29 protein-coding genes, 1 pseudogene and 1 riboswitch are annotated in these 25,980 nt (G+C 49.4%); of the genes and pseudogenes, 8 read left to right on the top strand and 22 right to left on the bottom strand.

Annotation, left to right across the window (positions count from 1 at the left end; all coding sequences use genetic code 11):
- Positions 1-43 precede the first annotated feature (43 nt).
- The 12 genes from MKY82_RS07580 to MKY82_RS07525 form a co-directional block, all read right to left on the bottom strand.
- Positions 44-1,135 carry a glycosyltransferase gene (locus MKY82_RS07580; protein WP_194541429.1) on the bottom strand — a complete coding sequence of 364 codons (1,092 nt, stop codon included), beginning with the start codon at positions 1,133-1,135 and terminating at the stop codon, positions 44-46.
- A gap of 203 nt (positions 1,136-1,338) precedes the next feature.
- On the bottom strand, positions 1,339-1,647 hold the full coding sequence (locus MKY82_RS07575; protein ID WP_074961975.1) for a hypothetical protein: 309 nt from the start codon (positions 1,645-1,647) through the stop codon (positions 1,339-1,341).
- Positions 1,648-1,654: 7 nt separating this feature from the next.
- The gene (locus MKY82_RS07570) at positions 1,655-1,969 is read right to left on the bottom strand and encodes a hypothetical protein (RefSeq protein ID WP_194541428.1); all 315 of its coding nucleotides are present in this window, start codon (positions 1,967-1,969) and stop codon (positions 1,655-1,657) included.
- The gene (locus tag MKY82_RS07565) at positions 1,969-2,280 is read right to left on the bottom strand and encodes a hypothetical protein (protein ID WP_233354786.1); all 312 of its coding nucleotides are present in this window, start codon (positions 2,278-2,280) and stop codon (positions 1,969-1,971) included. The genes MKY82_RS07570 and MKY82_RS07565 overlap by 1 nt, the downstream gene beginning before the upstream one ends.
- A 32-nt stretch (positions 2,281-2,312) precedes the next feature.
- Positions 2,313-2,603, bottom strand: coding sequence for a nucleoside-diphosphate sugar epimerase (locus MKY82_RS07560; protein WP_071223480.1), 291 nt, complete (start codon positions 2,601-2,603; stop codon positions 2,313-2,315).
- Positions 2,604-2,669: 66 nt separating this feature from the next.
- Positions 2,670-3,407 carry a glycosyltransferase gene (locus MKY82_RS07555; protein WP_194541427.1) on the bottom strand — a complete coding sequence of 246 codons (738 nt, stop codon included), beginning with the start codon at positions 3,405-3,407 and terminating at the stop codon, positions 2,670-2,672.
- Positions 3,404-4,135, bottom strand: coding sequence for a sugar phosphate nucleotidyltransferase (locus MKY82_RS07550; protein ID WP_194541426.1), 732 nt, complete (start codon positions 4,133-4,135; stop codon positions 3,404-3,406). The genes MKY82_RS07555 and MKY82_RS07550 overlap by 4 nt, the downstream gene beginning before the upstream one ends.
- Positions 4,132-4,893 carry a glycosyltransferase family 2 protein gene (locus MKY82_RS07545; RefSeq protein ID WP_220686193.1) on the bottom strand — a complete coding sequence of 254 codons (762 nt, stop codon included), beginning with the start codon at positions 4,891-4,893 and terminating at the stop codon, positions 4,132-4,134. Before MKY82_RS07545 ends, MKY82_RS07550 begins: the two co-directional genes overlap by 4 nt.
- The gene (locus MKY82_RS07540) at positions 4,890-5,825 is read right to left on the bottom strand and encodes a glycosyltransferase family 2 protein (protein ID WP_339295841.1); all 936 of its coding nucleotides are present in this window, start codon (positions 5,823-5,825) and stop codon (positions 4,890-4,892) included. The genes MKY82_RS07545 and MKY82_RS07540 overlap by 4 nt, the downstream gene beginning before the upstream one ends.
- A 145-nt stretch (positions 5,826-5,970) precedes the next feature.
- Positions 5,971-6,828: a glycosyltransferase gene (locus MKY82_RS07535; RefSeq protein ID WP_339295840.1), complete on the bottom strand. Its 858-nt coding sequence runs from the start codon at positions 6,826-6,828 to the stop codon at positions 5,971-5,973.
- A 179-nt stretch (positions 6,829-7,007) separates the two neighbouring features.
- The gene (locus MKY82_RS07530; protein WP_339295839.1) at positions 7,008-7,568 is read right to left on the bottom strand and encodes a WIAG-tail domain; all 561 of its coding nucleotides are present in this window, start codon (positions 7,566-7,568) and stop codon (positions 7,008-7,010) included.
- An 82-nt stretch (positions 7,569-7,650) separates the two neighbouring features.
- Positions 7,651-8,796: a glycosyltransferase family 4 protein gene (locus MKY82_RS07525; protein WP_220686195.1), complete on the bottom strand. Its 1,146-nt coding sequence runs from the start codon at positions 8,794-8,796 to the stop codon at positions 7,651-7,653.
- Positions 8,797-9,088: 292 nt separating this feature from the next.
- Here MKY82_RS07525 and MKY82_RS07520 point away from each other — a divergent pair, with 292 nt between their 5' ends.
- Positions 9,089-10,192, top strand: coding sequence for a YheC/YheD family protein (locus tag MKY82_RS07520; RefSeq protein WP_339295838.1), 1,104 nt, complete (start codon positions 9,089-9,091; stop codon positions 10,190-10,192).
- Positions 10,193-10,450: 258 nt separating this feature from the next.
- Here the strand turns inward: MKY82_RS07520 and MKY82_RS07515 are convergent, their stop codons facing one another.
- From MKY82_RS07515 to MKY82_RS07485, 7 genes and pseudogenes are all read right to left on the bottom strand, one after another.
- On the bottom strand, positions 10,451-12,148 hold the full coding sequence (locus tag MKY82_RS07515; RefSeq protein WP_339296745.1) for a hypothetical protein: 1,698 nt from the start codon (positions 12,146-12,148) through the stop codon (positions 10,451-10,453).
- 87 nt (positions 12,149-12,235) lie between these two features.
- Positions 12,236-12,775, bottom strand: a pseudogene (locus MKY82_RS07510) (DUF5704 domain-containing protein); the annotation flags it as partial.
- Positions 12,776-13,698: 923 nt separating this feature from the next.
- Positions 13,699-14,631, bottom strand: a complete 933-nt coding sequence (locus tag MKY82_RS07505) for a stalk domain-containing protein (protein ID WP_339295837.1) — start codon at positions 14,629-14,631, stop codon at positions 13,699-13,701.
- Between the two features lie 323 nt (positions 14,632-14,954).
- Positions 14,955-15,353 (bottom strand): HTH domain-containing protein, encoded by a 399-nt coding sequence (locus tag MKY82_RS07500; RefSeq protein ID WP_194541417.1) that lies wholly within the window; start codon positions 15,351-15,353, stop codon positions 14,955-14,957.
- Between the two features lie 114 nt (positions 15,354-15,467).
- Entirely contained in the window at positions 15,468-16,094 is a 627-nt protein-coding gene (locus MKY82_RS07495; RefSeq protein ID WP_339295836.1) for a hypothetical protein, read from the bottom strand.
- 293 nt (positions 16,095-16,387) lie between these two features.
- A complete protein-coding gene (locus tag MKY82_RS07490; RefSeq protein WP_339295835.1) occupies positions 16,388-16,765 on the bottom strand; it encodes a hypothetical protein in 378 nt (125 codons plus the stop codon).
- Positions 16,766-16,913: 148 nt separating this feature from the next.
- Positions 16,914-17,069, bottom strand: coding sequence for a hypothetical protein (locus MKY82_RS07485; protein ID WP_194541414.1), 156 nt, complete (start codon positions 17,067-17,069; stop codon positions 16,914-16,916).
- Between the two features lie 220 nt (positions 17,070-17,289).
- Here MKY82_RS07485 and MKY82_RS07480 point away from each other — a divergent pair, with 220 nt between their 5' ends.
- The 6 genes from MKY82_RS07480 to queF all read left to right on the top strand — a co-directional run bounded on the left by MKY82_RS07480 (position 17,290) and on the right by queF (position 21,292).
- Positions 17,290-17,742 carry a cell division protein ZapB gene (locus MKY82_RS07480; protein WP_339295834.1) on the top strand — a complete coding sequence of 151 codons (453 nt, stop codon included), beginning with the start codon at positions 17,290-17,292 and terminating at the stop codon, positions 17,740-17,742.
- Between the two features lie 54 nt (positions 17,743-17,796).
- Positions 17,797-18,501 (top strand): AIM24 family protein, encoded by a 705-nt coding sequence (locus MKY82_RS07475; protein ID WP_194541412.1) that lies wholly within the window; start codon positions 17,797-17,799, stop codon positions 18,499-18,501.
- 111 nt (positions 18,502-18,612) lie between these two features.
- Positions 18,613-18,644: riboswitch (PreQ1 riboswitch) on the top strand.
- Positions 18,645-18,778: 134 nt separating this feature from the next.
- Positions 18,779-19,450, top strand: a complete 672-nt coding sequence (queC, locus tag MKY82_RS07470) for a 7-cyano-7-deazaguanine synthase QueC (RefSeq protein ID WP_194541411.1) — start codon at positions 18,779-18,781, stop codon at positions 19,448-19,450.
- Position 19,451: 1 nt separating this feature from the next.
- Positions 19,452-19,943, top strand: a complete 492-nt coding sequence (gene queD / locus MKY82_RS07465; protein WP_220686200.1) for a 6-carboxytetrahydropterin synthase QueD — start codon at positions 19,452-19,454, stop codon at positions 19,941-19,943.
- A 73-nt stretch (positions 19,944-20,016) separates the two neighbouring features.
- The gene (gene queE, locus MKY82_RS07460; protein ID WP_233355165.1) at positions 20,017-20,727 is read left to right on the top strand and encodes a 7-carboxy-7-deazaguanine synthase QueE; all 711 of its coding nucleotides are present in this window, start codon (positions 20,017-20,019) and stop codon (positions 20,725-20,727) included.
- A 67-nt stretch (positions 20,728-20,794) separates the two neighbouring features.
- Positions 20,795-21,292, top strand: a complete 498-nt coding sequence (gene queF, locus MKY82_RS07455; RefSeq protein ID WP_009591586.1) for a preQ(1) synthase — start codon at positions 20,795-20,797, stop codon at positions 21,290-21,292.
- A gap of 121 nt (positions 21,293-21,413) precedes the next feature.
- Here the strand turns inward: queF and MKY82_RS07450 are convergent, their stop codons facing one another.
- The 3 genes from MKY82_RS07450 to MKY82_RS07440 all read right to left on the bottom strand — a co-directional run bounded on the left by MKY82_RS07450 (position 21,414) and on the right by MKY82_RS07440 (position 24,634).
- The gene (locus tag MKY82_RS07450; RefSeq protein WP_220686201.1) at positions 21,414-22,319 is read right to left on the bottom strand and encodes an EcsC family protein; all 906 of its coding nucleotides are present in this window, start codon (positions 22,317-22,319) and stop codon (positions 21,414-21,416) included.
- Positions 22,320-22,504: 185 nt separating this feature from the next.
- Positions 22,505-22,978 (bottom strand): DNA starvation/stationary phase protection protein, encoded by a 474-nt coding sequence (locus MKY82_RS07445; RefSeq protein WP_220686202.1) that lies wholly within the window; start codon positions 22,976-22,978, stop codon positions 22,505-22,507.
- Positions 22,979-23,185: 207 nt separating this feature from the next.
- Complete coding sequence (locus MKY82_RS07440; protein WP_194541406.1) at positions 23,186-24,634, bottom strand: potassium/proton antiporter; 1,449 nt, start codon at positions 24,632-24,634, stop codon at positions 23,186-23,188.
- Between the two features lie 193 nt (positions 24,635-24,827).
- Here MKY82_RS07440 and MKY82_RS07435 point away from each other — a divergent pair, with 193 nt between their 5' ends.
- On the top strand, positions 24,828-25,937 hold the full coding sequence (locus tag MKY82_RS07435; RefSeq protein ID WP_339222424.1) for a GNAT family N-acetyltransferase: 1,110 nt from the start codon (positions 24,828-24,830) through the stop codon (positions 25,935-25,937).
- Positions 25,938-25,980 lie beyond the last annotated feature (43 nt).

Genomic DNA, 25,980 nt, shown 5'->3' with positions numbered 1-25,980 from the left:
CGCTCCTCCCTGATATTTGCTTGAACGAAAAACAAAGTCCGTCCTATCGGTTGGCTTCGATCAAAGTCAGAAGTTCCGGCAGTCGGTGAACATACGTATGTCTTGTCATCGTTGTCTGAAGCGCCCGCTGCGCTATACTTCTGCGCTGATCCTCTTGAGAGAGATAATAGGAAATCTTATGTTTCAATTCCGGAACGGAGCCAAAGGTTTCGATGTCGATTCCTGGCGTATAATACTGGCTCAGATCCTCACGGATATCCGTGATCTGCAGCGTACCGCAAGCATTGATCTCAAAGGTGCGCGGGTTGATCGAACGTCCCGGATAATTCAGGCTGTTGCGGTTATCGTCACCGCTTTGTGTGGGCCGGTGCAGGTTGATCACAATTTTGGCGCCGTTGTAGAATTTCACGGTTTCAGCAGGCGGAATGAAGCCGCTGTACACAAACGGGGAGAGTTCTTTATAACGGGCAAGTCGTTCCCAGTAGCCTCCGATAATACGAACCTGCTTCCCTTTCAAGAACGGGGCCAATTCATCAAACAGTGCCGCACGGTTGCGGAACGCGTTCCCGATGAAACAAATGTCAGAACGATATGCCGGCCCTGCCATCGTAGGGGTGAATAGTTCCGGATGAACGCCAAGCGGAAGATAATGCACTTCCTTCACCCCAACGCTTTGATACAATGAAACACAGCTCAGCTCGTGCGTGAACACAACATCAAAGTGCTGTGCCAATCCCGGTGTCTCCTCCGTAAAATAAGGATCATCGACAAACCAAATGGCCGTCCGGAAGCCGAGGTTCCGGAGCTGATTCATGGAATGGCGAAACCCCTCCGGAAATACGTGCAAGCCGTTCATCACCAGAATGATATCCGGCTTTTGCTGCAGCGCTACCTCCACCACTTGTTCCGGCGGCACCACGATACATTCCTGAACGATTCGGCCAAGTCCCTTGACTACCCCTTCATCAATGGACTCAAATCCTTGGGGGACATACAGAATTTTCAGATTGAAATATGGCGAGGGCTCGACTGGAATACGTTCCATCAGCGCACGGCACCCCCCCAAACGGTAACCTTCACTGTAACCTGCCTGGTAGCCCTCCTTCTGACCTGTAAGAAACGATAAGCTCACCATCTTCACCCTGTCTCTTATGGGATTTACAAAGGTTCATATAACTATATGCCAAGAGGACGAATGCATCATGGACGATTGTCCCTTTAACCGGGAATTTGGCGTATGCCCTTACGTATCGCCCCCTTGAAAACGGCGAGTGAAAATAAAAAAAGAGCGGTCCTTCACGGATTCGAAACCTTCCGTGAGAGCCGCCCTGTCCGCCTTCATACAGGTGCAGGAGGGATTTGCCCGTCTTCATAACCCTTCGCAAATCCCGATTTAAATCCTTCGTCATATGCCTGACTATAACCTTGGTTATACGCCTGGGATGAGGCGGGATAGAAAACGCGCCCTCCTCTTCGTAAACGATAGCGGCCTCGAATCCCGCGGCGTTTACGCAAACTCAAGTTTCCGCCACGACGCCGTCTGGCACCTTTAACAATCTTCAAGCGTCTTACAGCCAAGGACAATCTCTTGCTGCCGGCACGACGTGCACGTCCGCTCTTTCGCAAGCCCTTTATTTTTACTTTCATCCTGTCATTAACCTCCCAAGTGCGTGGTTTGTTCCTGGTCTGCTGTACCGTGGCTTGCAATCCTTCCGGCTGCAAGCCATGGGGAAGAAGGAGACCCCCGTTTCGTTCGGTTCAGCGGTATGCCTGTCAGCATCTCCGTCATAACCGACTGGTAACCGGTTAATAGCCGGATATTCTCAGCAAGCTTTTTCGCAGTCACGTCGGAATGGGCCGAGACTTCGGCGATATTCTCCAAAATGCCGGCCAATGCCTCCTGGCTTCTGGCGATAGATGATATCATGGCTACCCTTGCTTCATGTTCCCGGTGGGTGCGTGTAATCATCAATCCGAATCTCCAAAATCAAATTCATCAAAACCTCCGCTTGACGCCTGATCATCGGTACCTAAAGCCACACGCAGATTCCGGCAGAGCCCTGATCCGATTCGGGTCAGTCCTTCAATCTGCTCCACGATCTGCTCATGCATCACCAGCGAATCCTTCAATCCGCCGGTAGAGGGATCCTGCGAAAGCACCCACTCGCGAACTTTTTCAGCTTCGACCGCCTTCCCTTCCAGGATCAGAGAGGTCTCGCGCTGAATGGCTACGGCTGCTTCCAGCATTCTCATCAAAGACTCTTCTTTGCTCACCTGCATTCCCGCCTCTGTCATCCGGTAAGATTACCGGGTTATTCTTCCTCTTGATCTCTCATTTCCTTTAACACGATCTCCAGGCTATCTGCTGCGGTTTGCTGCAGATCCGCCATGGCATTCAAATAAGACACGATGCTGCGATTGATTTGGGTCGTCTGTCCTCCTGATGATTTCGGTCCTTCTGCAAGCTGAAATTCATATTCAGGAAGAGAATGTATAATTTGAGCCATGCGAACAGCAGCATGGCGCTGAGCTTCCAAAATCCGGGCCAGCTGCTGTTGAGAATGCGAAAGATGCGCTATCATATCATCGATTTTGCTCTCCACGTCGGTACTCCCCTTCACTCTTCTATCAGTTCAGCATATGCGGAAAACGGATTCTCCGTGCAACAATCAAATCATATCTTCCCGCTTGCAAAATATAGATGATGCCTCTATCTGTAATCTCTGTTCCGCGGGTATCCGTTCAAGCCATCTATGCATATGGTCTTCCGCGGAAAGGATCTCTTCCGTCCACATTCCGATCTCTGCCGGGAGCGAACGTCTGAACAGCAAACAGCTCAATGGACTGGGCGAGGAACTCGGCAGAGCTGACTTCTCCTCGCCCACTAATGCAGCTCCTAAACCCGTTGCTGCAGAACTGGCGTAGACCATTTTTATACCAGGTTCACGCTCAAACTCGCACATCAGAACCCCAAGCCAGTTATCCATATGTGGAGGATCGTTGGCCAATATGGCGATATGCTCGCCAAGTGAAGCTGAAATCGCCTTATTCACTACGCGGGCTAGATGATCTCCACTATTCCCCTTGATGTGACGCACGACTCCTCTTCGATCATGAATATACCGCCTCGTATTCGCTGTGGCGCCAGCATCGGCAACAAGCACCTCATAGAGATGGGGAGTCATTGTCTCAATATGCTGTATGACTTGAACCGCTGCATCATGCTGAGAATCCGCAGGGATAATAATGCTCGTTCCTTCGAACACACTGCCCCGGTCCTCCTGCCCAAGCCTTAGCCCGAGAGCATAACCGGCCTCATAACCGGCTCGGTAATGCTCGCCCGATACGCCCCCCTCTCGCTGCTCTCCGGTATGGACTGCAGCCCGAACTGCACGCCGTTTTTTCATGGCAATTCATCCTTCATATGCACAGCCGCCTCCTGCAACGATTCAAAAGTGCCGGCATCGCACCACCACTGCTGCAGGATGTCATACATTAATGTCCCGTTGGCTGCATACAGATTGTTGACATCGGTAATCTCCAATTCCCCTCGTTCTGACGGACTGATTCGGCTGATGATATCAAATACGCTATGGTCATACATATATATTCCCGTCACCGCATGACGGCTCCGGGGATTTACGGGTTTTTCCTCAATGAAAAGCAATTTCCCGCTGCCATCCTCCGCAAATACAGGTACGCCATACCGATGGGGGCTATCCGTAGGACTAAGCAGTACCATAGCCGTACCGGAAGGCTGCTGTACATAATGCTGAATGAACGGCTTTAAATCATCCTGAAACAGGTTATCCCCCAGCAGAACAACGAATTTTTCACCGTGAGGTATAAATCCTTTCGCCAGCTCCAACGCCTCCGCAATTCCGCCTGCCTGCTCCTGCACCTTATAGGTCAAATTGACACCAAAGCTCCGTCCGTTCTCCAAATATTCGGCGTACAGGCCAACCGATTTGGAGCCGGTAATCAATAAAATGTCATCGATGCCCGCCTGATGCAGCTTGTGGATTCCATATGCAATCATCGGATGCTTTCCTACCGGAAGCAGGTGCTTATTCATATATTTCGTCAGCGGAAGTAGTCGGGTGCCGTTCCCCCCTGCCAGCAATACGCCCTTCATGATGCGTCACCTCTCTCCTCGATGAATTGTAATGGGTCTACATTCCACTTCTCTACAAACCGTCTCCGGTTTCGTTCAATCAACTCCTGGAATCCGCTCGGGAACCGGGTTCGGAAGCTTGCACTCCCTTCATGGTGCACCAGCACATTCCCTGCCACCACCAGCTTGAACCCTGCAAGGCGAGCGCGATAGCAGTAATCATCATCCTCATAGTGTCCGGGCGAGAACATCTCATCCAGGTATCCCACCCGATCCATGACCGTGCGCCTAAACAAATAGCATAACCCCACGATACGATTCACTTCGTGCCACAGTGCCGCATTCGGTACATTCCAGCGTTCTGCCTCCTGGATGTAGCCTGCTCTGTCCGTATAACCTACCTTTACCTGCTGGATACCGCTTGCGTAATTCGTTACAGGCCCCACGACCCCGATCTCTTCCTGGCTGTATAACGCTTCTTGCAATAACGTCAGCCACCGCGGCGAAACAAAAACATCATTGTTCAGCAGCAATAATTGATCTCCCAATGCCAACCGGAGACCATGGTTACACGCGATGGGGAAACCGGTGTTTTCCGGCAGCGAGACAAGCAAAAGCCCTTCCCGTACACAATATTCACCGGTTCCATCCCGTGAGCCATTGTCCACCACAATAATCTCGTAGGGGACATCGGTATATGCCCGGATATGCTCCACACAGGTACGGAGCAGATGCAGTCCGTTATACGTGGGAATAATAATACTCGTTAGTCCGCTCATAGGCTGTTCCTCCGTAAGGCTAATTCCGTCCGTGACACCTGTCCCCATTGAAGGCGCCCGCCAAGGTTTTTCATCGTATCTCCCAGGGCTTCGATATGATCGCCAATGATCAGCTTTGCCACTGGATTGTCCTTGCCGCGATTCGTCTTCCTTCGCCGGTTTACGCTCAAAACATCCACGGTCTGTACTGCTTCAATTCGAAGCCCCTGTCTTATGGCCAACGTCTGGGCTCTGGGAGGGACTGAAAGATTCGCATAACCGATACTCTCCAGCGCCTGCCTTGTCATCGCATGGGGAACAGCAGTTAGCGAATTGGCCTCCAGATCGTCACGTCCCAGCATGCGGTTGAGAAATGTTTTGCAGCGGGTAACTTCATCTTGGCAGCCAAATTCCGGAAGCAATGGCATGATATCATTCAATGCCACATCCACTCCGCGATCTGCCGCAACCAGATAGGAACTCAGCTTCTCCGCAGGCACCGGCATATCCCCGTCCATGAACAGAACGATGTCCCCGGTGCTCATCTTCGCTCCCAAGGCACGGGCCACATCATGCCCCAGCCGCTCGGGAATGTGGATCACCGTAACCCCTTCAAATGCACGCGCTGCCGCGTACGTATGATCATGGCTCCCATTCTCGACAACGATGATTTCATGAAATGGAAGCCGCTTTAGCTCTCGCAGCACCATCGGAATGGAACCCGCTTCGTTGCAGGCGGACACGATAACGGAAGCACGCCCGTTCAGAGGCGGCAGCAGCGGTGCCGGAATCGACTGCCTGGCCCCTCTGGCGTATCCTCGTCGGAACGCTTCCGCTACCCCCGGCAGAACGTGATAAAGTTGGTGCTGGGGGATTCCGCTGGAAGCCAGCCATTGACCCAAGGCCATGGATGCATCCCTTTTGGAGGCGGCTCCTCGTCTTCTCCCGGACATACCTCCCGCACTCAGCGCGAGCCGTTCCCAACGGCTGCTCCGTGTTAAACGGTATGCCACCACCCGTGAGGAACCTTTCCTTAAACGTCTTCGTCCTTTAGATCCTGATCGACTTATTTTTTTATGAATCCGTTTTTGCACGTGCTCACCTCACCACGCTCCGTCTTCGTCCACCATCGTGATATCCGCCCCGGATACCACGCTCTGCAATCACGGCTTCCAGTGCTTCCAAATGATCGCCAAGCACCAGCATTTCCAGCGGATCTCCGCCCGGGATTCGACCGGGATTCAAGCGTCCAACCTCCACGCGATAGACCGCCTCTACACGCAGCCCCCGGTTCATCGCAGCCGCTTGCGCTTTCGGCGGAATGGACAGCTCACTTGCACCGATTGTCTCCAGCGCCCGACGGCTTAAGGCATGCGGTACAGCTGTCATGGACGCGCCCCGCAAATCAGATCTTCCCAGCATCGAATTTAATGTATATTTCGCAAGAATAACCCGGTGAATCGGCTGCCGATCGATAGGACCGGTATAATCGTTCAAGGCCACATCAACGCCGGATTGAACCGCCTGCACGAAAGGCCTTAACTCACCGGAAGGAATAACCATATCGCTGTCTGTAAAAAGAAGAATTCGTCCTTTAGCTGCTTCTGCGCCCACACTTCGTCCCACATCGTGTCCCAGCGGCTCCGCAAAAGACAACACCTTGGCTCCCATCCGTTCTGCGACAGCTGCGGTCTGATCCTTACACCCGTTCGCAACAACGATTACCTCGGTCTCGGGATGAACCGCCCGCGCTTCTGCTATGACCGCGGAAATCTTACCGGCTTCATTCATAGCGGGAATAATGACAGACACGCAAGGATGGGGGTGATTCTCCCGTGGGATCTGTGGCTCCATAGGACGGTAGGTGGTAGGAATAGCGGGTGGCTGCAACGATTCCCTGGAAGGACGCCGAGAAACCGGCCTTCTTCGGGGCCTTAACCGCTGCATTTTGCGCATACTTGCACTCCTCCTCCCTTGTAACGGTCACTTGCTCCTTGGCAATCTATCCTATTGTATGTTTGCTCTTCTTCATCGTAACGGCATATGTACGGTTACGCCCCAACGCTTATCCCCATCCGCTATCTGTACATACTAAAAAGGGCGGGGAGTAAACTCCCTGCCCTTTTTGTACGATTCTATTGCCCGCCTATTGCTATCCATGATAACCATCCGGCTGCATGCGGATTGCCTGCGGACCTTGTGATGCCGACCATCGCCTGAAGCTCATTCCGTGACTTGACCCCCGCTTGAAACCCGGGGTCGCTGCATGATACCACCATGACATAATTTCCATCGGCATAAGGGGAGTGGAGCGAAATGGCAACATCGATGGTGTCGACGCCTTCGGGAAACATGAACGGCATATCGCCGAACTGCTGCATTAACGGCCTGTCAGGCATCCCTTGTACCGGATTAAAGCTCAAATGCGCCAAGCCCACCGAATGGCTCGCAATTTTAGAGGAAGTAATCGATTCAGGGGATAAGTGAATGCTATATACAGAATAGTCTTCAATCGCCTCGCTTCTCACACTGCGATGTCGAAGATGAGCCGCGTCAATCGTATCATCGGCCAATTCATACTCGGCCGTACCGCCACGATCAATGCCCGTTCTGTACGCGGATGTCTTGAGACGGCCAGGATATCGCCGGTACGGTCTCTTCCCTCTTCCCCTGGTGATCCTTCTGGCTTTGTTCACTGTCGGCTCTCTCCTCTGCTTCTAATCGTTACTTCATCCTATTCGGCAAGGGGGGCGCCTGCCACTGTTCCATCGGTTATCCTCAGATGGTCTGCATCAAATGAACCCAGCGCTCGGCCGTATGGTCCCATCTGAAGCGCTGCCGCACCGTTTCGCGACCGGCCATTCCGATCTGTCTGCGAAGATTTTCGTCCTGCAGCAGATTGTTAATTTGCTGCGCAAGTCCGGCTGGAAAATCATCGCTTTGCACCAAATATCCCGTCACTCCGTTTTCCACAATTTCCGGAATTCCTCCGGCACTTGAAGCGATGACCGGCACGCCTGCTGCCATAGCTTCCACATTCACGAGGCCAAACGCCTCTCTGGGTGCAGACGGAACAACCACGATGTCTGCAAGCGAATACCAATCCGCAATAGCCGGGTATGGCACAAAGGGGCGAAAGTTTACCCAATGCTGGTAGGGTCTTGCAGCTTTTTTCAATTCCCGCACATAGGCAGTTTCCCGGTCCGATCCGTATCCGGCGCTCCCGATAATGAGCAGCAGTACATCCGGATGCTTATCGATGATCTGCGGCAGTGCTTCCAGCAAATGATGAACGCCTTTATCCGGAATAAGTCGTCCGGCAAACAGGATGATGCGCCGCCCGTTCCATCCGTAATGAGCAAGTCGGGCTTCCCGCAATGCCTTGGCTGCCGGGCTGAAGGGCGGGGTAAAATGCTCCAGACTGACTCCAAGATGATTGATCGTAATTTTATCCGACAGCTCTGGATGCCTTATCGTGATATCTTCCAGCAAAAAACGGCTGTTCACCACGATGCCGTCCATCCACCTGGCGATGTTTCCAAACCGCTGCTCGCTCATATACGGAGGCGATATAAAGGTATTGGAATGGAGATTAAGTACAGTCTTTACATCCGGGAGATGCATCTTCAGACGCTGAGCTAACAGCGGGCGATTGTGTACTTCGATAATATCCGGTCTCCATTTCTGAAGCCTCCGCAGCAGGGAAGGATAATAATTCGCTCCCGATGGCAGGCGGTAACACGGAACGCCGTTGATCGTGTCTTTTGAAGGGAGTCCTTTTCCAAGCACTCCAAATATGCGCACATCCATGGCTCCCTGTGCCAATGGAATGGTCTGCTCCACTACACGCTCGACAGAGCTGCTCCTCCCCGAAGGAATCACAAAGGACCCCGGCGTCACAACGGCCACCTTCCGCAAACCCATAACTCCACACCCTTCTCACAACTTATCTATATGAAAAACCCCTACTGATATATCATAGGTACCCATCCCCTTGATACCAGCAGTGTTTCATTGCCCTAATTCAAAAAAGCGCATCCCTGTCATGTGTATGGCCGGATACCTTAACATATACCGAATCAGGGTCTATTGGTGACTAATCTTTCGATAAAGAATAGGCCAACCACGGGCGACACCCGTCCACCCGGGACAAACTTCCTCCTGCATACGATGTGGTACAAAGACTCCATGATCTGTGGTAACAAGGAGGATGACCATGCATCCGGAATTTGTCGGCATTCTGCTCAACAACAACACGTATCGCAGAATTTCCAGCGGGAGAATCGGCACTGAATCACTGGCTAACTATGAAGAAGCCGCTGCCATGTACGGGCTGGTTCCTTGTTTTTTTACCATTCATCATATTTCATTGGATACCGGAAAGGTGACAGGATATATACCCATTCCATCCGGGTACCGCCGTGTCCACATTCCCATTCCGCGCGCCATCCATATGCGTGCCATCTACCACAACCGACGTGAACTCAAGCGGATCGACGATCTGATCAAACAAGGAATCTTTGTGTTTAACGGCCGTACGCGCTACGGCAAGGATACGATACACCATATGCTGGAACAGGATCCGGGATTAACGAATGCCTTACCGCATACGGTAAAGGCTACGCCCGTCTCCATTCGATCCATGTTAAGCCAACATGGTGACCTCGTCTTAAAACCATGCAGCGGCAGCATCGGCATCGGCATTATGCGGCTAAAAAGCAGCACCGGGCACAGCCAATTGACGTATTCCCGCTCCTCCCCTTCGGCTAAAGGATGGAGAACAGTAACATTGGCCGAGGGCAAGCTTCATCCGTTAATCTACCAGAGAATCAGACGTGCGCCCTTTCTGGCACAGGAGCGCATTCCGCTGGCAGAATACAGGGGGCGTCCCTTTGACATCAGGGTCACCGTGCAGCGGGGGGGCAGCGGCAGCTGGGAAATCGCGGGCATGTTCGCCAAAACCTCGCCGCCTCAAACCTTTGTCTCCAACATCGCGCAGGGGGGCTCCGCTTATCAGGTACCGGACATTCTAACCCGCTGCATGCCGAATGCCCCTGTTGGAGAAACCCTTGAGCGTATTGCGGAATTCTCCCTGCATATCGCCCGCATCCTGTCCCTGTTTATTCCGTTTGCTGCCGATTTTGGACTGGACATCGGTATCACCGAAGATGGAAGGCTCTATTTCATTGAGTGCAACGGCTGCGATCAACGGTATGGTTTCCTGGAGGCAGGCATGGGAGAGGCGTGGAAGAACTCGTATCGGAATCCAATGGCTTTTGTCCGCCATCTCTACGATAACGATGCCTGGCCCGCGTATTGAGATAAGCCGAATGCGCTGGCGATGACGCTTACGGTTTGATCCCGATACGGGATACACCGCTCCTTGTCTGTATCGAAACCTAATTCCATGTAAACAATGCAGCCGTGAATCAACTGAGCTTTTTCATTGCAAGCACTGCGAGCACAACCCAAAAACAGCCACCGCCTTTGAGAAATACTCAGGCGTGGCTGTTTTGGTGTTGTTACGGGTAAGGATTAGGGATCATCCTCTTTATTATAAGGAGGTCAGGTGAACACTTTAATGAGGTACCTGAGATTTAAAATCCCCTTTGCTGGACTGATCGGCATGATAGAATATGACATCCCCATCCATCAGAGAAAACCGCTTACCATACGGATCGTTATACGTGCGGCTGTATCCTTCAAGCTGCCATTGATTCATGAGTGGGCCATGAATGTATTGCAAATGGGGTTTGGCCATGTTACCCTCCCGGATCGTCTCGATGTTGAAATTGACCACGATATACCCTTTTTTGAGAAAAATCGAGGATTTCTCGTCCAGTCGGTTCGTCCGCCCATAGGCGGCCAGATCGGTCCCTTTCTTCACCACATACACGTCGGCAGGAAGACTGTATTCACCATACCAGCGCTGTACAGCCGCGTTGGCCCTCTCCGTGTCAACGGAGGCTGGCAATCCTGACTTCGGGCCGATCAGTGTGCGTATTTCGTATGGAAGCAGCATCCAGTCGATCCGACCTACCCAGGTCTTGCTTTTGCTGATCTTCTCCAAATACTGCTTCATGTAGGCTGCCGCGGACATTCCCGCCGGGGCTCCGCCGCGGTTGTACAAATACGAAGCCGTAGCCTGCAGCTCGTCTTGCGGAACATTGCGCAGCCTGTCATTCAGGATGACATAACGCTTCTCCGTGTCCTGCGGGGAACCGATCCGAATAAATTTCCGGTTTCCGCTGTGGTAATACAGATCAACGGGCCGCCGTCCGCTGCCGTCCTGATTAACAAAATAAAAGCTCGGGGTAATTGAAATGCCGTCTTGTACACCAAACATATTGCCCTTCGTCTTCAAATCGAATTTGAAATGGTAGCCTGTCTTTACGGCCGCATTCTTATATCCCTGTGCCGGATGCTTGCCCGGTGCGATGGGAAGTGTGTACGGCAGCGAGTTCCCGCGTGCTCCACCGTCAATATCGCGAAGTCCTGTCCAATAGGACGCGCCGCTTGGTGCCGCATTCCCTTTTTGTTTGCGGAAGACCGTCTCCCAGTTATAATCGGCAATATCCGTGATATGGAAATCATATACGCGCCCGATCACTTCAACCGGTTCTATATCCGTAGCCACATGGTGAGCCAAATCCAGGTTCGCGCTGGGCTGCGTCGTGAAGTCGGATGGAGCGTTCTCCGCAATCGTACGGAAATATACCTGATAATCCCCCTCATCCACCCATACCGGCAGGAAAAACTCCGTATCCAGCTGAGCCGTAGGGATTGTAATCCAGGTGTCTTTTGGATAAAAGGTGCTCCTGTCGCTGCTGTAGACATCGAACGGAAAATACACCTGCTTCGATCTTACATACTTCGCATAGTCCCGGTCTCCGTATCCCTGGATGTTCCGGTGCTGACCCGAGGTAGGGATGCGTACCGTAAACGGCCGATCCAAGATGAATGCAGAGCGGTTCGGGTTCGGGGTCGTCTTCTGATTGTGGGCTTGATCATCCGTCACTGAGGAATAATTGACTACCGGCGTATGGACGGTGACGGTGTTGATGGCGTGAATCGGAAATTCCTTGTTGCTTCCACCATTAATATTCCCTGGTAATAAACCATATTGAATTGTACCTGCGCTTGTTGTATTTGCCCTGTTAACCTTATCGCTACTAATCATATTATTGGGCTTGTACAGCACATTGTCACTAATATGTGTGGGAGCGGGGATACTGCCCGGTGCAGGCCCTTTTTCCGGTGTTCGATTCGAATTCATAATGGTAGATCCGTTAAAAATCAGAGAGTCATTCGTGACCTCGACTTTTTCTACAGCATTCTCAGCTACACTCTGTAGATTCTCACTTGGCGGGGAAGGTTTTGTCTTATATGAGTTTCCTCCGTAAGAGCCTGCTGGAGCTATAATGGGATCAGGTGGGGATGGAGGATAAAACGCTCCAGATGCACTGGCTGTAAACTGAGGTGGCTGGTACCCTTGCGGATAAATTGTAATTTGCTCACCTGGTAATGCGTAATTCCTTAGAATCCCCTGATCGATCTTATAAACTTCGAGGTTATCAATCACCCAATAAGAATATGGCCGTTCCACGGTGTATCCTTCTGTGACCTTCTCCTCGGCTTGTTGTGGATCAGGTACCGTTGTAGGATTACCGCTTGGATTATTTGGTCCTGGTTTCCCTGGGTCCCAATATAAGGTCCATGTCTTTTCAACGTTCACTTTAAAGGAACAGACACCTGTCATGTTTACAAATGTATTCTGATACAGGTAATTACGAGCCAAGATATTACCATATAAACTTTCAGACGTCGGTATTCCTTGCAAAACATCAAAACGTTCACTTCCACGCAGGTCAGCGAGAATCTTCGCTGTGACCACCGGATCCATATAACGACCATTCATTTTCGTCCCTGGAGAAGGTCTCGTGCAAGAGGCCTCAGGTGGGTCAGGGTTTGGGGGCGGTGTATCGGTCTCATAATAAAAAAACAGATAATATGTCGGGAATGAGCCATCATAAGTAAAACGGCTAGGGTCACCAGGTGTTATTGATCCACCACTCGGGGCTGAGACAGTGCTTTTCTTGTGTCCAACATATGTGTAATCTGCATTCCCAGGAGTATGAGTAAAAGAGTATGGACTGTTCTTCTCTAATAATTGTTCACGATCTGTAAAGCCCGGTGTACCGTTCAGCGAACGCCCTGTAGTTGTGTAATGTTTTATAATGGCATTACCTACTTCGGGTTCTAGTTCGATTGTGAAAAGGATAGGGAAGTAATAACGAAGTCCTTTGACATTCACATTTTGCTCTTCTTTTGTTGTCTCAAGAGGATCATCTGCTTTTAAGTCTCCTATGACATGTACATTAAAAGATACGTTGTCCGTTCCTAGTCCTCGAATATTCCCTTTAATATTAGGAGTATATTTTTTACTAACGTTTGGAACCCTCTGATCCCATGTTTCTTGTTGATAACGAGAACGAAAATATAGATCCCTACCATCTGGATCAGTCATATCAGGATTGAATTTTTCTACCGATACACTTTTAATCTTTCGGTCAGGAATATCGAATGAATACGGAAAATCCATAGATTTATTTTGTTGGTTCTCGTATCCTTCCGGCGTCCAAGTTTGTCCATCTGAATAACGCCAAATCTCATAAGTAAACATTCCAACAAAATAATGTACATTGCGGTTGCTTGGCTTCGGTGTTGTAGGAAGAGCTGCATAGGCACTTTGAATAATAAGGACTTTTATAGTCAACATAATTATTAGTACATAAAGAATTCTCTTTTTTCCCATAAGGTTACCATTCACTTAAAAGGATTCTTAAGCAAAGTTAATGATTCTGTACCCATCTGAAAACCAATATATTCAGCTTTATTTAGATTGAATTGCTTATAGTTGATATCATTATTGACTATTTGATCATACTCGCTTGTAGTTTTATAGGTTCGAATAATCGTTTTATCTGATTGCTTAATCGGATCCGCAGAATTTCGATAACGAGGAAGTTCTCCTTGTTGTAGGTAGTAGATTGGGCCAAGTCCTGCATCAAATCGGATTCTAATTGATTGGTATTCTCCGAACATCACTGGCCATAAATCGTAAACTATAAATCGATCTATTCTTAATGGCAGATCATCAATAGTAAATATTCGAACATCCTTTTTCCCATCTATCAAGTGAGTTTTTGATCCAAACATTTTCACAAAATCATTGTTCAGATTCGACTTTTTCACACTTGCTACTTTCGTTATATCTGGAACTTCCTTCGAACCAATCCAAACCCAATTACCAACCTTATCCCAGTTTACTGGTACACCAAGATTTTCACTTACAAATCTTAATGGCACATAAGTGCGCCCTTTAACAGCTTTAGCAGCTGTATCCATAGTGACATTTTTACCGTTTACAATGGCTTCTTTACTCCCTAAGGTAAGGGCAATCGATTTTCCATCTTTCATGTAAGTAACAGTTTTACCACTAAAGCCGATTTCTGCCTTTAAAGCTTCACCAATACCTCTGAGTGGTACTTGTACCCGGCCATTTTCAAAAGTAGGATCTCCGCCTTGAAACTTCACCTTTCTTCCATCCACCAAAACTGCTAATTTAGGACCCCCAACGGCACTATCTGCCTCAACAGGAATAGGATCGCATAACCCGAGCCATGTCATACTAATCAAAGCCATAACCAATAGCTTTATATTCCATTTTCTTACCTTATTAGTTACCTCTTTCTTCATGAATATCCTCCTATACAAGTTGTGGAATAAACCTATGCTATTGCTCCATATCTCCTTCCTACGCCCTTGCTTAGGGACATCAACCGCCGTCTCTCACAATTACACATCCATGACATTTTTGGATGAATGAGAGAAATTATAGTTATATTATCATATAACCATCTATTTTGGTATAATATTCCTATCCTGATTCTAATTTACTACTCTATTCGCATCTCCACATGAGATAATTAATTCCCCATAAACTAATAAAAACCTCGACGATAGTCACATGAAGATGTGTCCTTTCGTTCGAGGTTTAATTGTTACACGTAGTGGAACCGTTATAGACCGGTGGAGGATTCATCCCGGTCCCCGGCCTGAATTTCAGCTTTTTCCGCGCTTTGCTTATATACAGCAGCCAATACCTTTTCATAAGCGCTTTCAAATTCATCGGGCAGCATTGACTTGATTTGCTCCAATATGGTCAATAGCTTAAATAACGCCTGTACCTCCTCTTCCGTTAAACCAAGCGGGTACATTGCAAAATGCCCGATAAATGTGTAGCCTCGGCCTCGGCCTTGGTGAGTGATGGGAATATGCATGGCGCTGAGGGCATCCATATCCCGATAAATGGTTCTTTCGCTGGTTCCACAACGTTCAGCAAGCTCTCGAGCCAGTATACCTGGTCTTGCTTGTACAAGGGTAATGATTCTCATTAGTCGGATCAGTCGGTCTGTCATATGGCATTCTCCCTATCTTTCTAGTAAATTAGACATACATTTATTGACTGCTAAATAGTACATTCGACCCTGAAATCATTTTTCCTTTTTTATATACAGATTCTTCATCCCCAGTTATTCCTTAAGTCTAAAGTCCCTCTTCCTATTCGCATTTTCAGAAGATAATTGCCGATATGTATTCAGATACAATCCAATTAGTTGATATAGGGTCTCTGCCTCCCTCAAATAATCCGCATCCCGAAATCGGATTGCGTATAAAAGCATCTCATCTGCCTGTCTACGAATCATTTCTTCTCCTCGAGCCAGCTTCCCCCGTTCCAGCTCTCTTCTTGCTTGCTCCAGAATGGAAGCATTCTGGTATAACTTCAGCACCTTCTCAACGCGATCATCTGCCCCCCGGTATTTCAATGCCGTATGATTGCTGAATTGAAGCGGAATCGTTCGAGACGGCTGCAAGACGACCTGCTGCTTCTGAACATCCATATAGGTCCATAGAGCGGTAATTATGGGATACACCCCCGATTGCCTGGCTCCGACACTTAGCTCAAGAACCAGCTGTTTGGTTCTCCCTTCCGACAAAGAACCTAAAGACAATGAAATGTTGCGATCATTCAATATCTCGCCATGGCATCCATACATATGTCCTACTTGAACGTATTCCCCTAATTGAAGGTGTAATTGGACATCTTCAGCCATGGGCTGATTAAAGCCGCCATGAGACTTCTTTTTTTGCTTTAACACACCAGCCCTCCACTCGATCAGCAGAAAGACCTGACTAGTGCCCCCAGCGAATACATGGCTGTGGCTCCATGTAAAATCCGAAAACAAGCCAGAATGCAATACATCCACCTCTTTCCTCTTCTTCTAATAATGTACCAATACAGATGGACATCTTACTGTCACGGAACATATGTTCCTATTATGAATTCGACAAAAAAAGACCACAGCCCTAGCAGCTGCGGTCTTTTGGATATGCTGATTTTTGTCAGATGTCGGACAAGGAAGTCTTTTTCTGCCTCGTAATTGACTTATTTCTACAATAATACGGTCTGTACAATGGCAAATAATAATACATAAATGCCTATAGCTACCCCTAAAAATTTTATCCATTGGTTGGATCCGATGCGGTACAATTCGATAATGGCTGCGCTGTTCGCCGCCAGTCCGGTCATTAAAGCAAATACAAGGATGAGGAATGCCAGCTTTAACGACATGAAGCTGATCAATCCGCTTACGATAAGCGCCGCTCCGAACGGCAGCTGAAAAGAACCGATCTTCGCAATGAATTCCTTCAAGTCAAGTTTCTGCTTCGTAATCATATTGCCCGTAAACCAGAAGGAAACCAATAAAATGATGGTTGAGAACAGCCCCAGTAAAAGTGCCCGGCTCCCCATGCCGAAATTACTTAACAAGGCTGATACCATCCCCAATCCGGAATAGAACACCTGCTTAATGCCACACTCATAAGCAAATGAATGAAGTTCTATTCGTTATTAAACGCAAAAAACCCGGAGACGTTCTCCGGGTTTTAAAGCTGTTGATTTCACTATACAGGGTCTATTAACCTATTTCTGCTGCCGAAACGGGTTTATCTCCAGTATGTCTTGATGTACGTTGAATGGGAGCGTACGTTACTTTATCAATTAATAATCCGTTACCCACGGGTTTTCCATTCACTGTAATCATAATTTTCTTCACGTTGTTATCCTTTATCATGATTGTAATCTCCTTTTATCTGCTAGTTCATTTTATGATCATTCGTATGGGATGGCTTGTTGGGCTCTTACTTACATACATTAACCTTTACTTGAGCTAGTTAAACAACTTGGCCTGCTAATAGATTCACTTCCATCGCAAATGTGGGTAATATATTAATAGAAACCTGTCAGAATCTGATTCGTATTTACTATAAATAATCGAATGGTGGTGGTCCCTCTTGCATAAGCCGACAAAATCCAAGCTAATTCAACTTTCTCTCCTATTGCTGGTGGCGGGGATCGCGCTGCCGGCCGGTGGACGGACCGCCAGCGCCAATTACTTTAATAATTTGTACGATAATATCCAGCAGTTCTCCGGACTGCCCGATGAAATAAACCAGCTCAAGAGCAACTATAACCAAGCCCTGCAGGAACTTGATAAAGCCAGAATCGCTTCCGAACGGCTGCAGCAGCAAAATCTGACCCTGGCGGAGCAGAACTCCAATCTCGCGGAGCAGAACCAGCAATTAACCCAAATGGTAAGCCAGCTTCAGGAGGCTGAAGCCGCACGAAATCGCGGGGCGGAACGTATAAAGACCGTGGCGATCACCGCCGTGGCATTAGCTGCCGGATACTTTGTCATCATTCGCGTCCTGCGATTCGGCATGCGCCGAACGAATCGTTCTAAATAGGACAAGCTCTTATCCAGATTCCTATCATCCAACCAGGCAAAAGGAGGCGCGGCCATGATTATCCGAATGGAAGATGCAGCCGGCAGCGGAGCGGGACAAGCGGTTACGTTCTCCCTGACTGAAGGGGACACGGCCCATGTCCTCCATCCTGAGCAAATCGTTGCCTATCGGGGGCCCTCCTCCGGACGCAGCGACCGTCTCATGAACGTAAAGGGCATATACCGCAAGAAAAAACTGATTCGAGCCGATATTACAGGGCCCAGTCAGTTTACGGCTGCGCTCCCCCCAGGCTTCAATATGCATGAAATTGAGCTGGAAGGCGAACAGGACATGCTCTATGATTTTCGGCATGTTTTCTTTTATACCCAGCATGTTACGATGCAGACACGAATCCTTAAGATCAAGAACATGCTGGTCACGCGAGACGCGATTAAGATGAAGTTTTCCGGAAATGGCAGCATCGGCATTTTGACCCAAGGTCCGGTATGTAAAGTCAAGCTGCATCCAACCGAGCCGTTGTATGTGGACGCCGGGAGCATCATCGCCTATCCGGAAGCGGCCAAGCTGGACCTGACCGTATACGGCAATCATCTGGCCAGCCAGCATATGAACTACCACTGGAAGCTGACCGGTGACGGTTACGTATTGTTTCAAGCGGGACGCCAGAATCAGCGACTCGTGGACGAATTAAACGATGAAGGCATCATCAAGCGTTTTCTGCGGGAAGCAATTCCCTTTGGCGGAGTGTTTATCAAATAATCGGGCCGTGTTATAATGGAGGGTGTAATCAGACTGCATGCTGGATTCTAACACCCTATGCGGTCACAAGGACAACAGAAGACAATCCATACGCCTATCGCGGTGTGTGGGAGAGGTTCGTGAACTCCCTCTATAAAAAACTATCGTGTCTTATTCGGTGCTGCACCTTAAGAATAAGGCTTGTTTTTTTACGGATTCAGTTCAATGAACTTCTCTTTCTTCTACAGGTTCAGCCCTTTCGGCTGTTCTTAAAATATGAAGGATGAGAGGTTTTTTTATGCTTAAAAATGAAAAAGCGGTCGTTGTTTTCAGCGGTGGTCAAGACAGCACCACCTGCCTGTTCTGGGCGAAGGAACGCTTCGCCGAAGTGGAAACCGTAACCTTTGATTATGGCCAACGCCATAAGCTTGAAATAGAATGCGCGGCACAGATCGCCAAGGAACAAGGCGTGAAGCAAACCGTGCTTGATATGAGCCTGCTGAATCAGCTGGCACCGAATGCGCTGACGCGCAGCGATATCGAAATTGCCGAAGGCGACGGCTTGCCCACTACGTTTGTGGAGGGACGAAACCTGCTGTTCCTCAGCTTTGCCGCTGTGTTGGCCAAGGGGATCGGTGCCAAACATCTGATCACGGGCGTATGCGAAACGGATTTCAGCGGTTATCCCGATTGCCGGGATAGCTTCATCAAGTCACTCAACGTTACGCTGAATCTGGCCATGGATTACCCGTTCGTCATTCACACGCCGCTCATGTGGCTCGACAAGTCGGAAACCTGGGAGCTAGCCGACCAGATGAATGCACTTGAATACATTCGCGACCATACGTTAACCTGCTATAACGGCATTAAGGGCGATGGTTGCGGGGAATGTCCTGCATGCAAGCTGAGAAAAGCCGGGCTCGATAACTATATGCAGCGCCGTAATCATGTATCCGAAGGGGGCGTCTGATATGAGCCGCGAGCCCGGGGCTTTCCGCATTGTAGAGCATCTGCAGAAGCTTGGCGAGGACATCGATGCCGGAAACCTGCGTTACCATCGGAAGCGGGTGCTTGTCTCTAAGGAGTTTACCTTCGATGCTGCCCATCATCTGCATTGCTATGAGGGTAAATGCAAGAACCTGCACGGCCACACATACAAAGTGGTCTTTGGTATCAGCGGTACTCCCAATGAAGTGGGCATTACCGTGGATTTCGGGGACATTAAGGACTGCTGGAAAACGGACATTGAACCTTATCTGGATCACCGTTACTTGAACGAGACCCTGCCGCCAATGAACACAACAGCGGAAAACATGGTGGTCTGGCTGTTTGAAAAAATGGAAGAATCCCTTCGCAGCAGAGAGTCGCACGAGCAACAAGGCACACGAACCGAATTCGTTCGCCTGTTCGAAACGCCGACCAGCTACGCTGAGGTCAGACGGGAGTGGATGATCGATGAATAATGTGCATGTAAAGCCTGAGAACGATTCAACTGCCTCCTCCCCGGTCATAGCAGTGGACCGTCCGATTCCCGTGATGGAGATTTTCGGTCCTACTGTTCAAGGTGAAGGCATGGTCGTTGGCCGCAAGACCATGTTCGTTCGTACGGCGGGCTGCGATTATCGCTGCTCCTGGTGCGACTCCGCGTTTACGTGGGACGGATCCGCCAAAGACACCATTTCGCGCATGAATGCAGACGAAATCTGGCAAGAGCTGTACCGGCTGGGCGGTGAGCGCTTCGATCATGTCACCCTGTCCGGCGGCAATCCCGCTCTTCTCTCGCAGCTCGGCACGCTTGTGGATGAGCTGCACCGACATGGAATCACCGTTGCCGTGGAGACCCAAGGTTCACGCTGGCAGGATTGGCTGAATGACATTGATGAGGTCACCATCTCCCCCAAGCCGCCAAGCTCAGGTATGAATACGGACTGGGGCAAACTCGATGATATCGTCTCCAAGCTGTCCGCTCGGGCGCCCGGCAGATCCTTCAGCCTCAAGGTTGTCGTATTTGACGATAAAGACCTCAGCTATGCGGAAACGGTCCATGAGCGATACCCGAACGTGCCGTTTTATTTGCAGACCGGCAATCCCGATGTAGGTACAGGCGATACCACTTCGCTGGTCTCCCATCTGCTGGATCGGTACGAGTTGCTTGTCGATGCCGTCATGCAATCCGACCGGTTGAACGATGTGCGTGTCCTGCCGCAATTGCACACGCTCGTTTGGGGCAATAAACGCGGCGTGTGACGTTATAATAAAAAATACGCTGCGCCTGATTGAGCATTTATTCATTTTAATAAAGGAGCTACCTTATATGGCTGGAAGACAAAAAGAAGAAATGGAAGACGTTACCCTGCTCGGCAACCAAGGCACGAAATATACGTTTGAATATGATCCCGGCATATTGGAGAGCTTTGACAACAAGCATCCTTACCGCGACTATTTCGTCAAATTCAACTGTCCCGAATTTACAAGCTTGTGCCCGATCACAGGACAGCCGGACTTTGCGACCATCTACATCAGCTACATTCCGGATATCAAGATGGTGGAGAGCAAGTCCTTGAAGCTGTACCTGTTCAGCTTCCGCAATCATGGGGACTTTCATGAGGACTGCGTCAATATCATCATGAATGACCTCATCAAACTGATGGATCCGAGATATATCGAGGTATGGGGCAAATTTACCCCGCGGGGCGGCATTTCCATCGATCCGTATTGCAATTACGGTCGTCCGGGGACCAAATACGAGGAGATCGCTGCAAACCGTCTGATGAATCATGACCTCTATCCGGAAAAAGTGGACAACCGATAGGTAGCCTTTTTCCTGAATGATGTCAGTTCTAATTTCATAAATTTATAATGATGATAAAAAGGGTTGCCCGCATAAGGTGGGCAACCCCTTTTTTTGTCATTTTATCAGGAGGACTACACGATTACAGGGGATATTCCATTTTCTTAAGCCGGTAATTCAGACGCCGCTTCTTGTACAGCATTTTCCCCGCTTCGGCCACATCGCTGATCGTCCCTTTGTTGCTGATCGAACCGAATACAATCCCGGCGATCGGAATCAGCTGAAACAGCTTCTTCATCCCGAAGTTATCGGTATAAGACTGAACGACTTCACGCCAGCCCTGCAGCTGTGAGAATACCTGCTCTGTCATTTGTTCATCATCAAAAGTGGCGAGTTCCTCGAGCACCGCTTTTTTTCCCACGATATCGGCAGATGCAAACTGCAAGCACTTCACGATAAACACCCGCTCCCGGGGATCGTTCGGATCATAACCGTAACAAAGCGCCATCTCCTGCAGCACCTTAAGCGATTGACCGAGCACCATCGGCAGATCGGCCGCTATCGTAAATATCCCCCCGATTCCCGTGGCTGCTCCTTGCGCTGCGGCGAATTTGACTCGTTTTACCGTCAGCGTATCCGCTGCAGTATCCATGACTTGGAGCGGCAGCTTCGCGGCAGATGCCAGCGTAAGCCCGGAAGTCGACGCCACCCCCTCTTCGTTCTCATCTTCAATGGATTCCTCCTGAGCGGACTTTACGGAAGGGCCGGAAACCGCATTCGGACCGTCCAATCCCGCTGCCTGTGCCAGAACGTTCATAACCGCCTTCTCGCGAACCAGATGCTTCCCGCCGCTCTGAATAAATCCGCCTACCTCATTCAAGGCGTTTCCGATTTTCTCTTGAACAGCCTTGGGCGTGAGGCGATCCAGCAGCATGAAAGGAATTCTACCGAGCTTCTCCCAGAACATGACATCCTTCTGCTCTTTCTCCCATTTCAAAATCTCTTGAAGCTGCGACTCCAGCTGTTGTCGTGATTCCATCTCTGTCATCCTCACTACTCCTATCCAACATTAAAAGTAACTATAAACTGTATACGCAGTTCAATTGAAGAAAGACGCAATAAATTTCAAATTTAATCTTACAACATCACAAGCAAGATTAACAAAAAGAGACCAACCCCATCAGGTCGATCTCCCTCTTTATTATCGCAATCCGTCAGGCGACAGATGTGAAATTATTTACCCAAGAAGGCATTCAGCATCCAGGTATGCTTCTGTACATCGCTGACCATGCCGGTCAACAGATCGGATGTAGCGTCGTCCCCTTCTTGATCTGCGGCTTCGATTCCCGCCTTCAGTTCGCCGGCAAGCTGCTCGAAATCCGCAACCAGCCGTCCGACCATCTGCTCGGCCGTGTTTTCATCGGAAACCTCTTTCAGCGTGGCCAGGTTCAGATATTGCGCCATACTGGCTGCCGGTTTGCCGCCAATGGCCAGCATCCGCTCTGCCAGCTCATCCACATAACCAGCTGCAGTGTTGTACAGTTCCTCGAATTTCTCGTGCAGCATGTAGAACTGAGGACCTTTTACATACCAGTGATAGTGGTGAAGCTTCACGCCAAGCAAACTCCAATTGGCTACCTGCGTGTTCAAAATTTGTTGAAGTTCATTGGTTGTCGTTCCTTGTGTTTGTTGGGTAAAGTTACTCATCTATATCGTCTCCTTTGTTATTGTATTTAGACTTATTCTAAATCCTTGTATTAATCATAACAGATTCTCGTCTCTTTTGCAAAGGGAATCGGAAACTTATCAGATGAAGATAGGATGAAGAAATTACCTTCTATTTATTCCTATCCTAATTTATTTTTAAGATCAACTGCTATGATAGGCATCATATTTCTCCGGCTTCAAGTAACCTTAAGACAACCCCAGGATCGTTTTCATTTCCTTCCGCTTTTGCTTCGGATTCATCACATACAACGTATCCCCTGCCTCTATGACCGTACTCCCCTTAGGCGTAATGATCCGCTTCTCCCGAATAATAGCCGTAAAGAGGATATCATCCGGCAGATTCAGCTGCTGAATCTCCTTGCCGATAATGGGCATCTCCCCATCCACCAGAATATGGTTGATCTCGGAATCCGTTTTTCCAAGAGCCATTAACTCTAATAAAGTCGGTGCTTTGGCTTTATCCTTCTCCACCAGCGAAAGCATCTGCGTGAGCGGAGAGATCGTGGTGCCTTGGATCACCGCTGAGGTCAACACAACAAAGAACACGACATTAAAAAACAATTCTCCATGCTTGATTCCCGCCAGAACGGGATATGTAGCCAGGACGATCGGTACGGCCCCGCGAAGGCCCGCCCATGAAATTAATATTTTCTCCCGCATGGCAAATTTGGTAAACAACAGGCTGCTGAACACGCCGATCGGCCTGGCTATAAATATGAGAATCAGGGACAATAACAGTCCTTGCCATACAACCTCCGACAGCTCATTCGGGAAAACAAGCAGCCCGAGCAGGACAAACATGACGATCTGCATCATCCAGGCGAAACCTTGGTTAAATGCCTGAATCGTCTTCCGGTATGTCAGCTCGGTATTGCCGAGCAGCAAAGCCATCACGTATACGGCGAGCAGACCGCTGGCTCCAAGCCAAGCGGCGGCGGCATACGACATCACGGCGAATCCCAGTGCCGTTACGGGATATAAGCCCGAGGAATCGAAATTGATACGATTGATCACATATACGGCCAGCATGCCGATAAGAACACCGACAACCAGACCCAGTCCCATCTCCATTACGAACGAAAAAATAAGACCTATCAAATTCAGTTCCGGGTATTCGATCCATTCGATAAGGGATACGGTTAGAAATACCGCCATCGGGTCATTGCTTCCGGATTCAGCCTCCAGCGTCATTCGAATCCGTTTCTTCAAATTCGTTCCGCCGAGTACCGAGAAGACGGCCGCCGCGTCCGTCGAACCAACAATCGCACCAATTAACAACCCCTCTTGTAACGAAATATCCAGAATGAATGCAGCGCATATTCCGACGACAACCGTTGTCAGCAACACACCTATCGTTGCAAGTGAAATGGCCGTCCCCATAACCGGCTTGATTTCTTTGAAATCGGTCTGCATCCCGCCCTGAAACAATATGACAATCAACGCAAATATGCCGACCAGCTGTGTGAGCTCCGCATTATCGTAATAAATGAAGCGGCTGAGAATCATCCCGATGGCAATAAACAGCACCAGGGCGGGCATGCCGAAGCGAGAAGAAAATTTGGTGGTCAATACACCTGTCACTAGCAAGGCGCCGCATAATAAAATCATGGAATCAACAAAACTTGGCAAGCTCATCCCTCCGGTGCGTCAAATTCGTACATTATATTACCCGAAAATCATCGCTTCCTCGCACACAATAACTACTCCATCGGTCAAAGATTAACGGCGGAGCTGGCAGACAAGAAATTTGCAAACGTTTACTGGAAATTCCACGCCCAATGACTTTATACTGGTAACAAGCGACATACATAGGGGAGGCGTCAATCGAGTGAACATATCTATTATGAAAAGCGATCAACTACATCAAGCTGTTGAGCTGTCCGACCGTATATTTCTGAAGCAGCCGGAACAGCCTTCTATGGGGGTATCCTTTCCTCCGATATTCTCGCCGGGAATCAGCCATTCCTACGGTGCATGGGATCAAGACAAACTCGTTTCATTCATGGGATTCGTACCATTTACCATTCAAACTCGCGGTGCTCGTTTAAATGTCTACTCCATCGGCTCCGTCTGCACAGATCCGGAATACCGGGGTCAGCGACTCGCAGGCAGTCTCCTGGAACAGTGTATCCGTCATGGCGAAGCTACGGGGGCATCCTTAATCCTCATTTCCGGCGGAAGATCCCTGTATACCCGGGCAGGCAGCCGTTTGTTCGGCCGTGCACTCCGGTTTCGTCTAGACCGGGCCGTCATGGAGCCCTTACGGGCGGTAACGGGAAAACAAGTGCGCATCCGGGCAATGCAGCCGCAGGATTTATTCCACCTTCAAAAGCTCATGGAACAGCGGGAAGCCGGTTATGTTACCACAGCTTCGGAGCTTAACAATCTGCTGGGTGCAAGCGCCTATTCCAACGTGATCCGTCTCGAGCAGCAGGTGCTTGTCGCCGAAGAAAACGGCGTGTTGACTGCATTTGCTATCATCGCAGTACCCGGAGCTGTGATGACTCCTTCGAGAGAATCTACCCTTGTAGAATGGGGGGGAAGCCCTGAAGCGGCTGCGCTGGTCATAGCCGAGGCGATCTCTTCCTTCAATCTGTCAGAGCTAACCGTTCCGCTGCCATGGCAGGATAAAGAGCTGGCAGCGTTAATCCAATCCGCCGGCATCAAGCCTGAATATATTCAGAATGAGGGGACCGTGTATTTGGTTAGCGGCCCGGAACTGCTCCGTCAGCTGGCTCCCCTGCTGCCAGAGGGGTTGATTCAGGCAGATGGCGAGCATGGTCCTTACCGTCTTGCCTTGAACAATGAAGTATTGGAACTGGATGATGAGGGTTTGCTCTCGATTCTGTTTGATCCGGAATCCTCTTATCGGGCTAACGGAAGCATAACCTTTGAACCTATCCCTCTCCCGTACACAGCGGGTCTTCAATATATTTGACGCAGATACTGAAGGTGCATTTGATTCCTTCCCCTAGCGGGGA

Source organism: Paenibacillus sp. FSL W7-1279 (assembly GCF_037969845.1).
Taxonomy (GTDB): Bacteria; Bacillota; Bacilli; order Paenibacillales; family Paenibacillaceae; genus Paenibacillus_AQ.
Note: the sequence above shows the minus strand (reverse complement) of the source record. Positions and strands in the feature narration are given on the sequence as shown.

Excerpts from the sequence above, each read along its gene's own strand:
- MKY82_RS07500 (WP_194541417.1), bottom strand. The coding sequence starts at position 15,353 with ATGACAGACCGACTGATCCGACTAATGAGAATCATTACCCTTGTACAA.
- MKY82_RS07545 (WP_220686193.1), bottom strand. The coding sequence starts at position 4,893 with ATGAGCGGACTAACGAGTATTATTATTCCCACGTATAACGGACTGCAT.
- MKY82_RS07550 (WP_194541426.1), bottom strand. The coding sequence starts at position 4,135 with ATGAAGGGCGTATTGCTGGCAGGGGGGAACGGCACCCGACTACTTCCG.
- queE (WP_233355165.1), top strand. The coding sequence starts at position 20,017 with ATGGAGATTTTCGGTCCTACTGTTCAAGGTGAAGGCATGGTCGTTGGC.
- MKY82_RS07565 (WP_233354786.1), bottom strand. The coding sequence starts at position 2,280 with ATGCAGGTGAGCAAAGAAGAGTCTTTGATGAGAATGCTGGAAGCAGCC.
- MKY82_RS07540 (WP_339295841.1), bottom strand. The coding sequence starts at position 5,825 with ATGTCCGGGAGAAGACGAGGAGCCGCCTCCAAAAGGGATGCATCCATG.
- MKY82_RS07555 (WP_194541427.1), bottom strand. The coding sequence starts at position 3,407 with ATGAAAAAACGGCGTGCAGTTCGGGCTGCAGTCCATACCGGAGAGCAG.
- queD (WP_220686200.1), top strand. The coding sequence starts at position 19,452 with ATGAGCCGCGAGCCCGGGGCTTTCCGCATTGTAGAGCATCTGCAGAAG.
- MKY82_RS07485 (WP_194541414.1), bottom strand. The coding sequence starts at position 17,069 with ATGATAAAGGATAACAACGTGAAGAAAATTATGATTACAGTGAATGGA.
- MKY82_RS07475 (WP_194541412.1), top strand. The coding sequence starts at position 17,797 with ATGATTATCCGAATGGAAGATGCAGCCGGCAGCGGAGCGGGACAAGCG.
- MKY82_RS07575 (WP_074961975.1), bottom strand. The coding sequence starts at position 1,647 with ATGAAAGTAAAAATAAAGGGCTTGCGAAAGAGCGGACGTGCACGTCGT.
- MKY82_RS07450 (WP_220686201.1), bottom strand. The coding sequence starts at position 22,319 with ATGACAGAGATGGAATCACGACAACAGCTGGAGTCGCAGCTTCAAGAG.
- MKY82_RS07445 (WP_220686202.1), bottom strand. The coding sequence starts at position 22,978 with ATGAGTAACTTTACCCAACAAACACAAGGAACGACAACCAATGAACTT.
- MKY82_RS07505 (WP_339295837.1), bottom strand. The coding sequence starts at position 14,631 with ATGAAGAAAGAGGTAACTAATAAGGTAAGAAAATGGAATATAAAGCTA.
- queC (WP_194541411.1), top strand. The coding sequence starts at position 18,779 with ATGCTTAAAAATGAAAAAGCGGTCGTTGTTTTCAGCGGTGGTCAAGAC.
- MKY82_RS07570 (WP_194541428.1), bottom strand. The coding sequence starts at position 1,969 with ATGATTACACGCACCCACCGGGAACATGAAGCAAGGGTAGCCATGATA.
- MKY82_RS07580 (WP_194541429.1), bottom strand. The coding sequence starts at position 1,135 with ATGGTGAGCTTATCGTTTCTTACAGGTCAGAAGGAGGGCTACCAGGCA.
- MKY82_RS07440 (WP_194541406.1), bottom strand. The coding sequence starts at position 24,634 with ATGAGCTTGCCAAGTTTTGTTGATTCCATGATTTTATTATGCGGCGCC.
- queF (WP_009591586.1), top strand. The coding sequence starts at position 20,795 with ATGGCTGGAAGACAAAAAGAAGAAATGGAAGACGTTACCCTGCTCGGC.
- MKY82_RS07525 (WP_220686195.1), bottom strand. The coding sequence starts at position 8,796 with ATGGGTTTGCGGAAGGTGGCCGTTGTGACGCCGGGGTCCTTTGTGATT.
- MKY82_RS07535 (WP_339295840.1), bottom strand. The coding sequence starts at position 6,828 with ATGCGCAAAATGCAGCGGTTAAGGCCCCGAAGAAGGCCGGTTTCTCGG.
- MKY82_RS07520 (WP_339295838.1), top strand. The coding sequence starts at position 9,089 with ATGCATCCGGAATTTGTCGGCATTCTGCTCAACAACAACACGTATCGC.
- MKY82_RS07515 (WP_339296745.1), bottom strand. The coding sequence starts at position 12,148 with ATGAATTCGAATCGAACACCGGAAAAAGGGCCTGCACCGGGCAGTATC.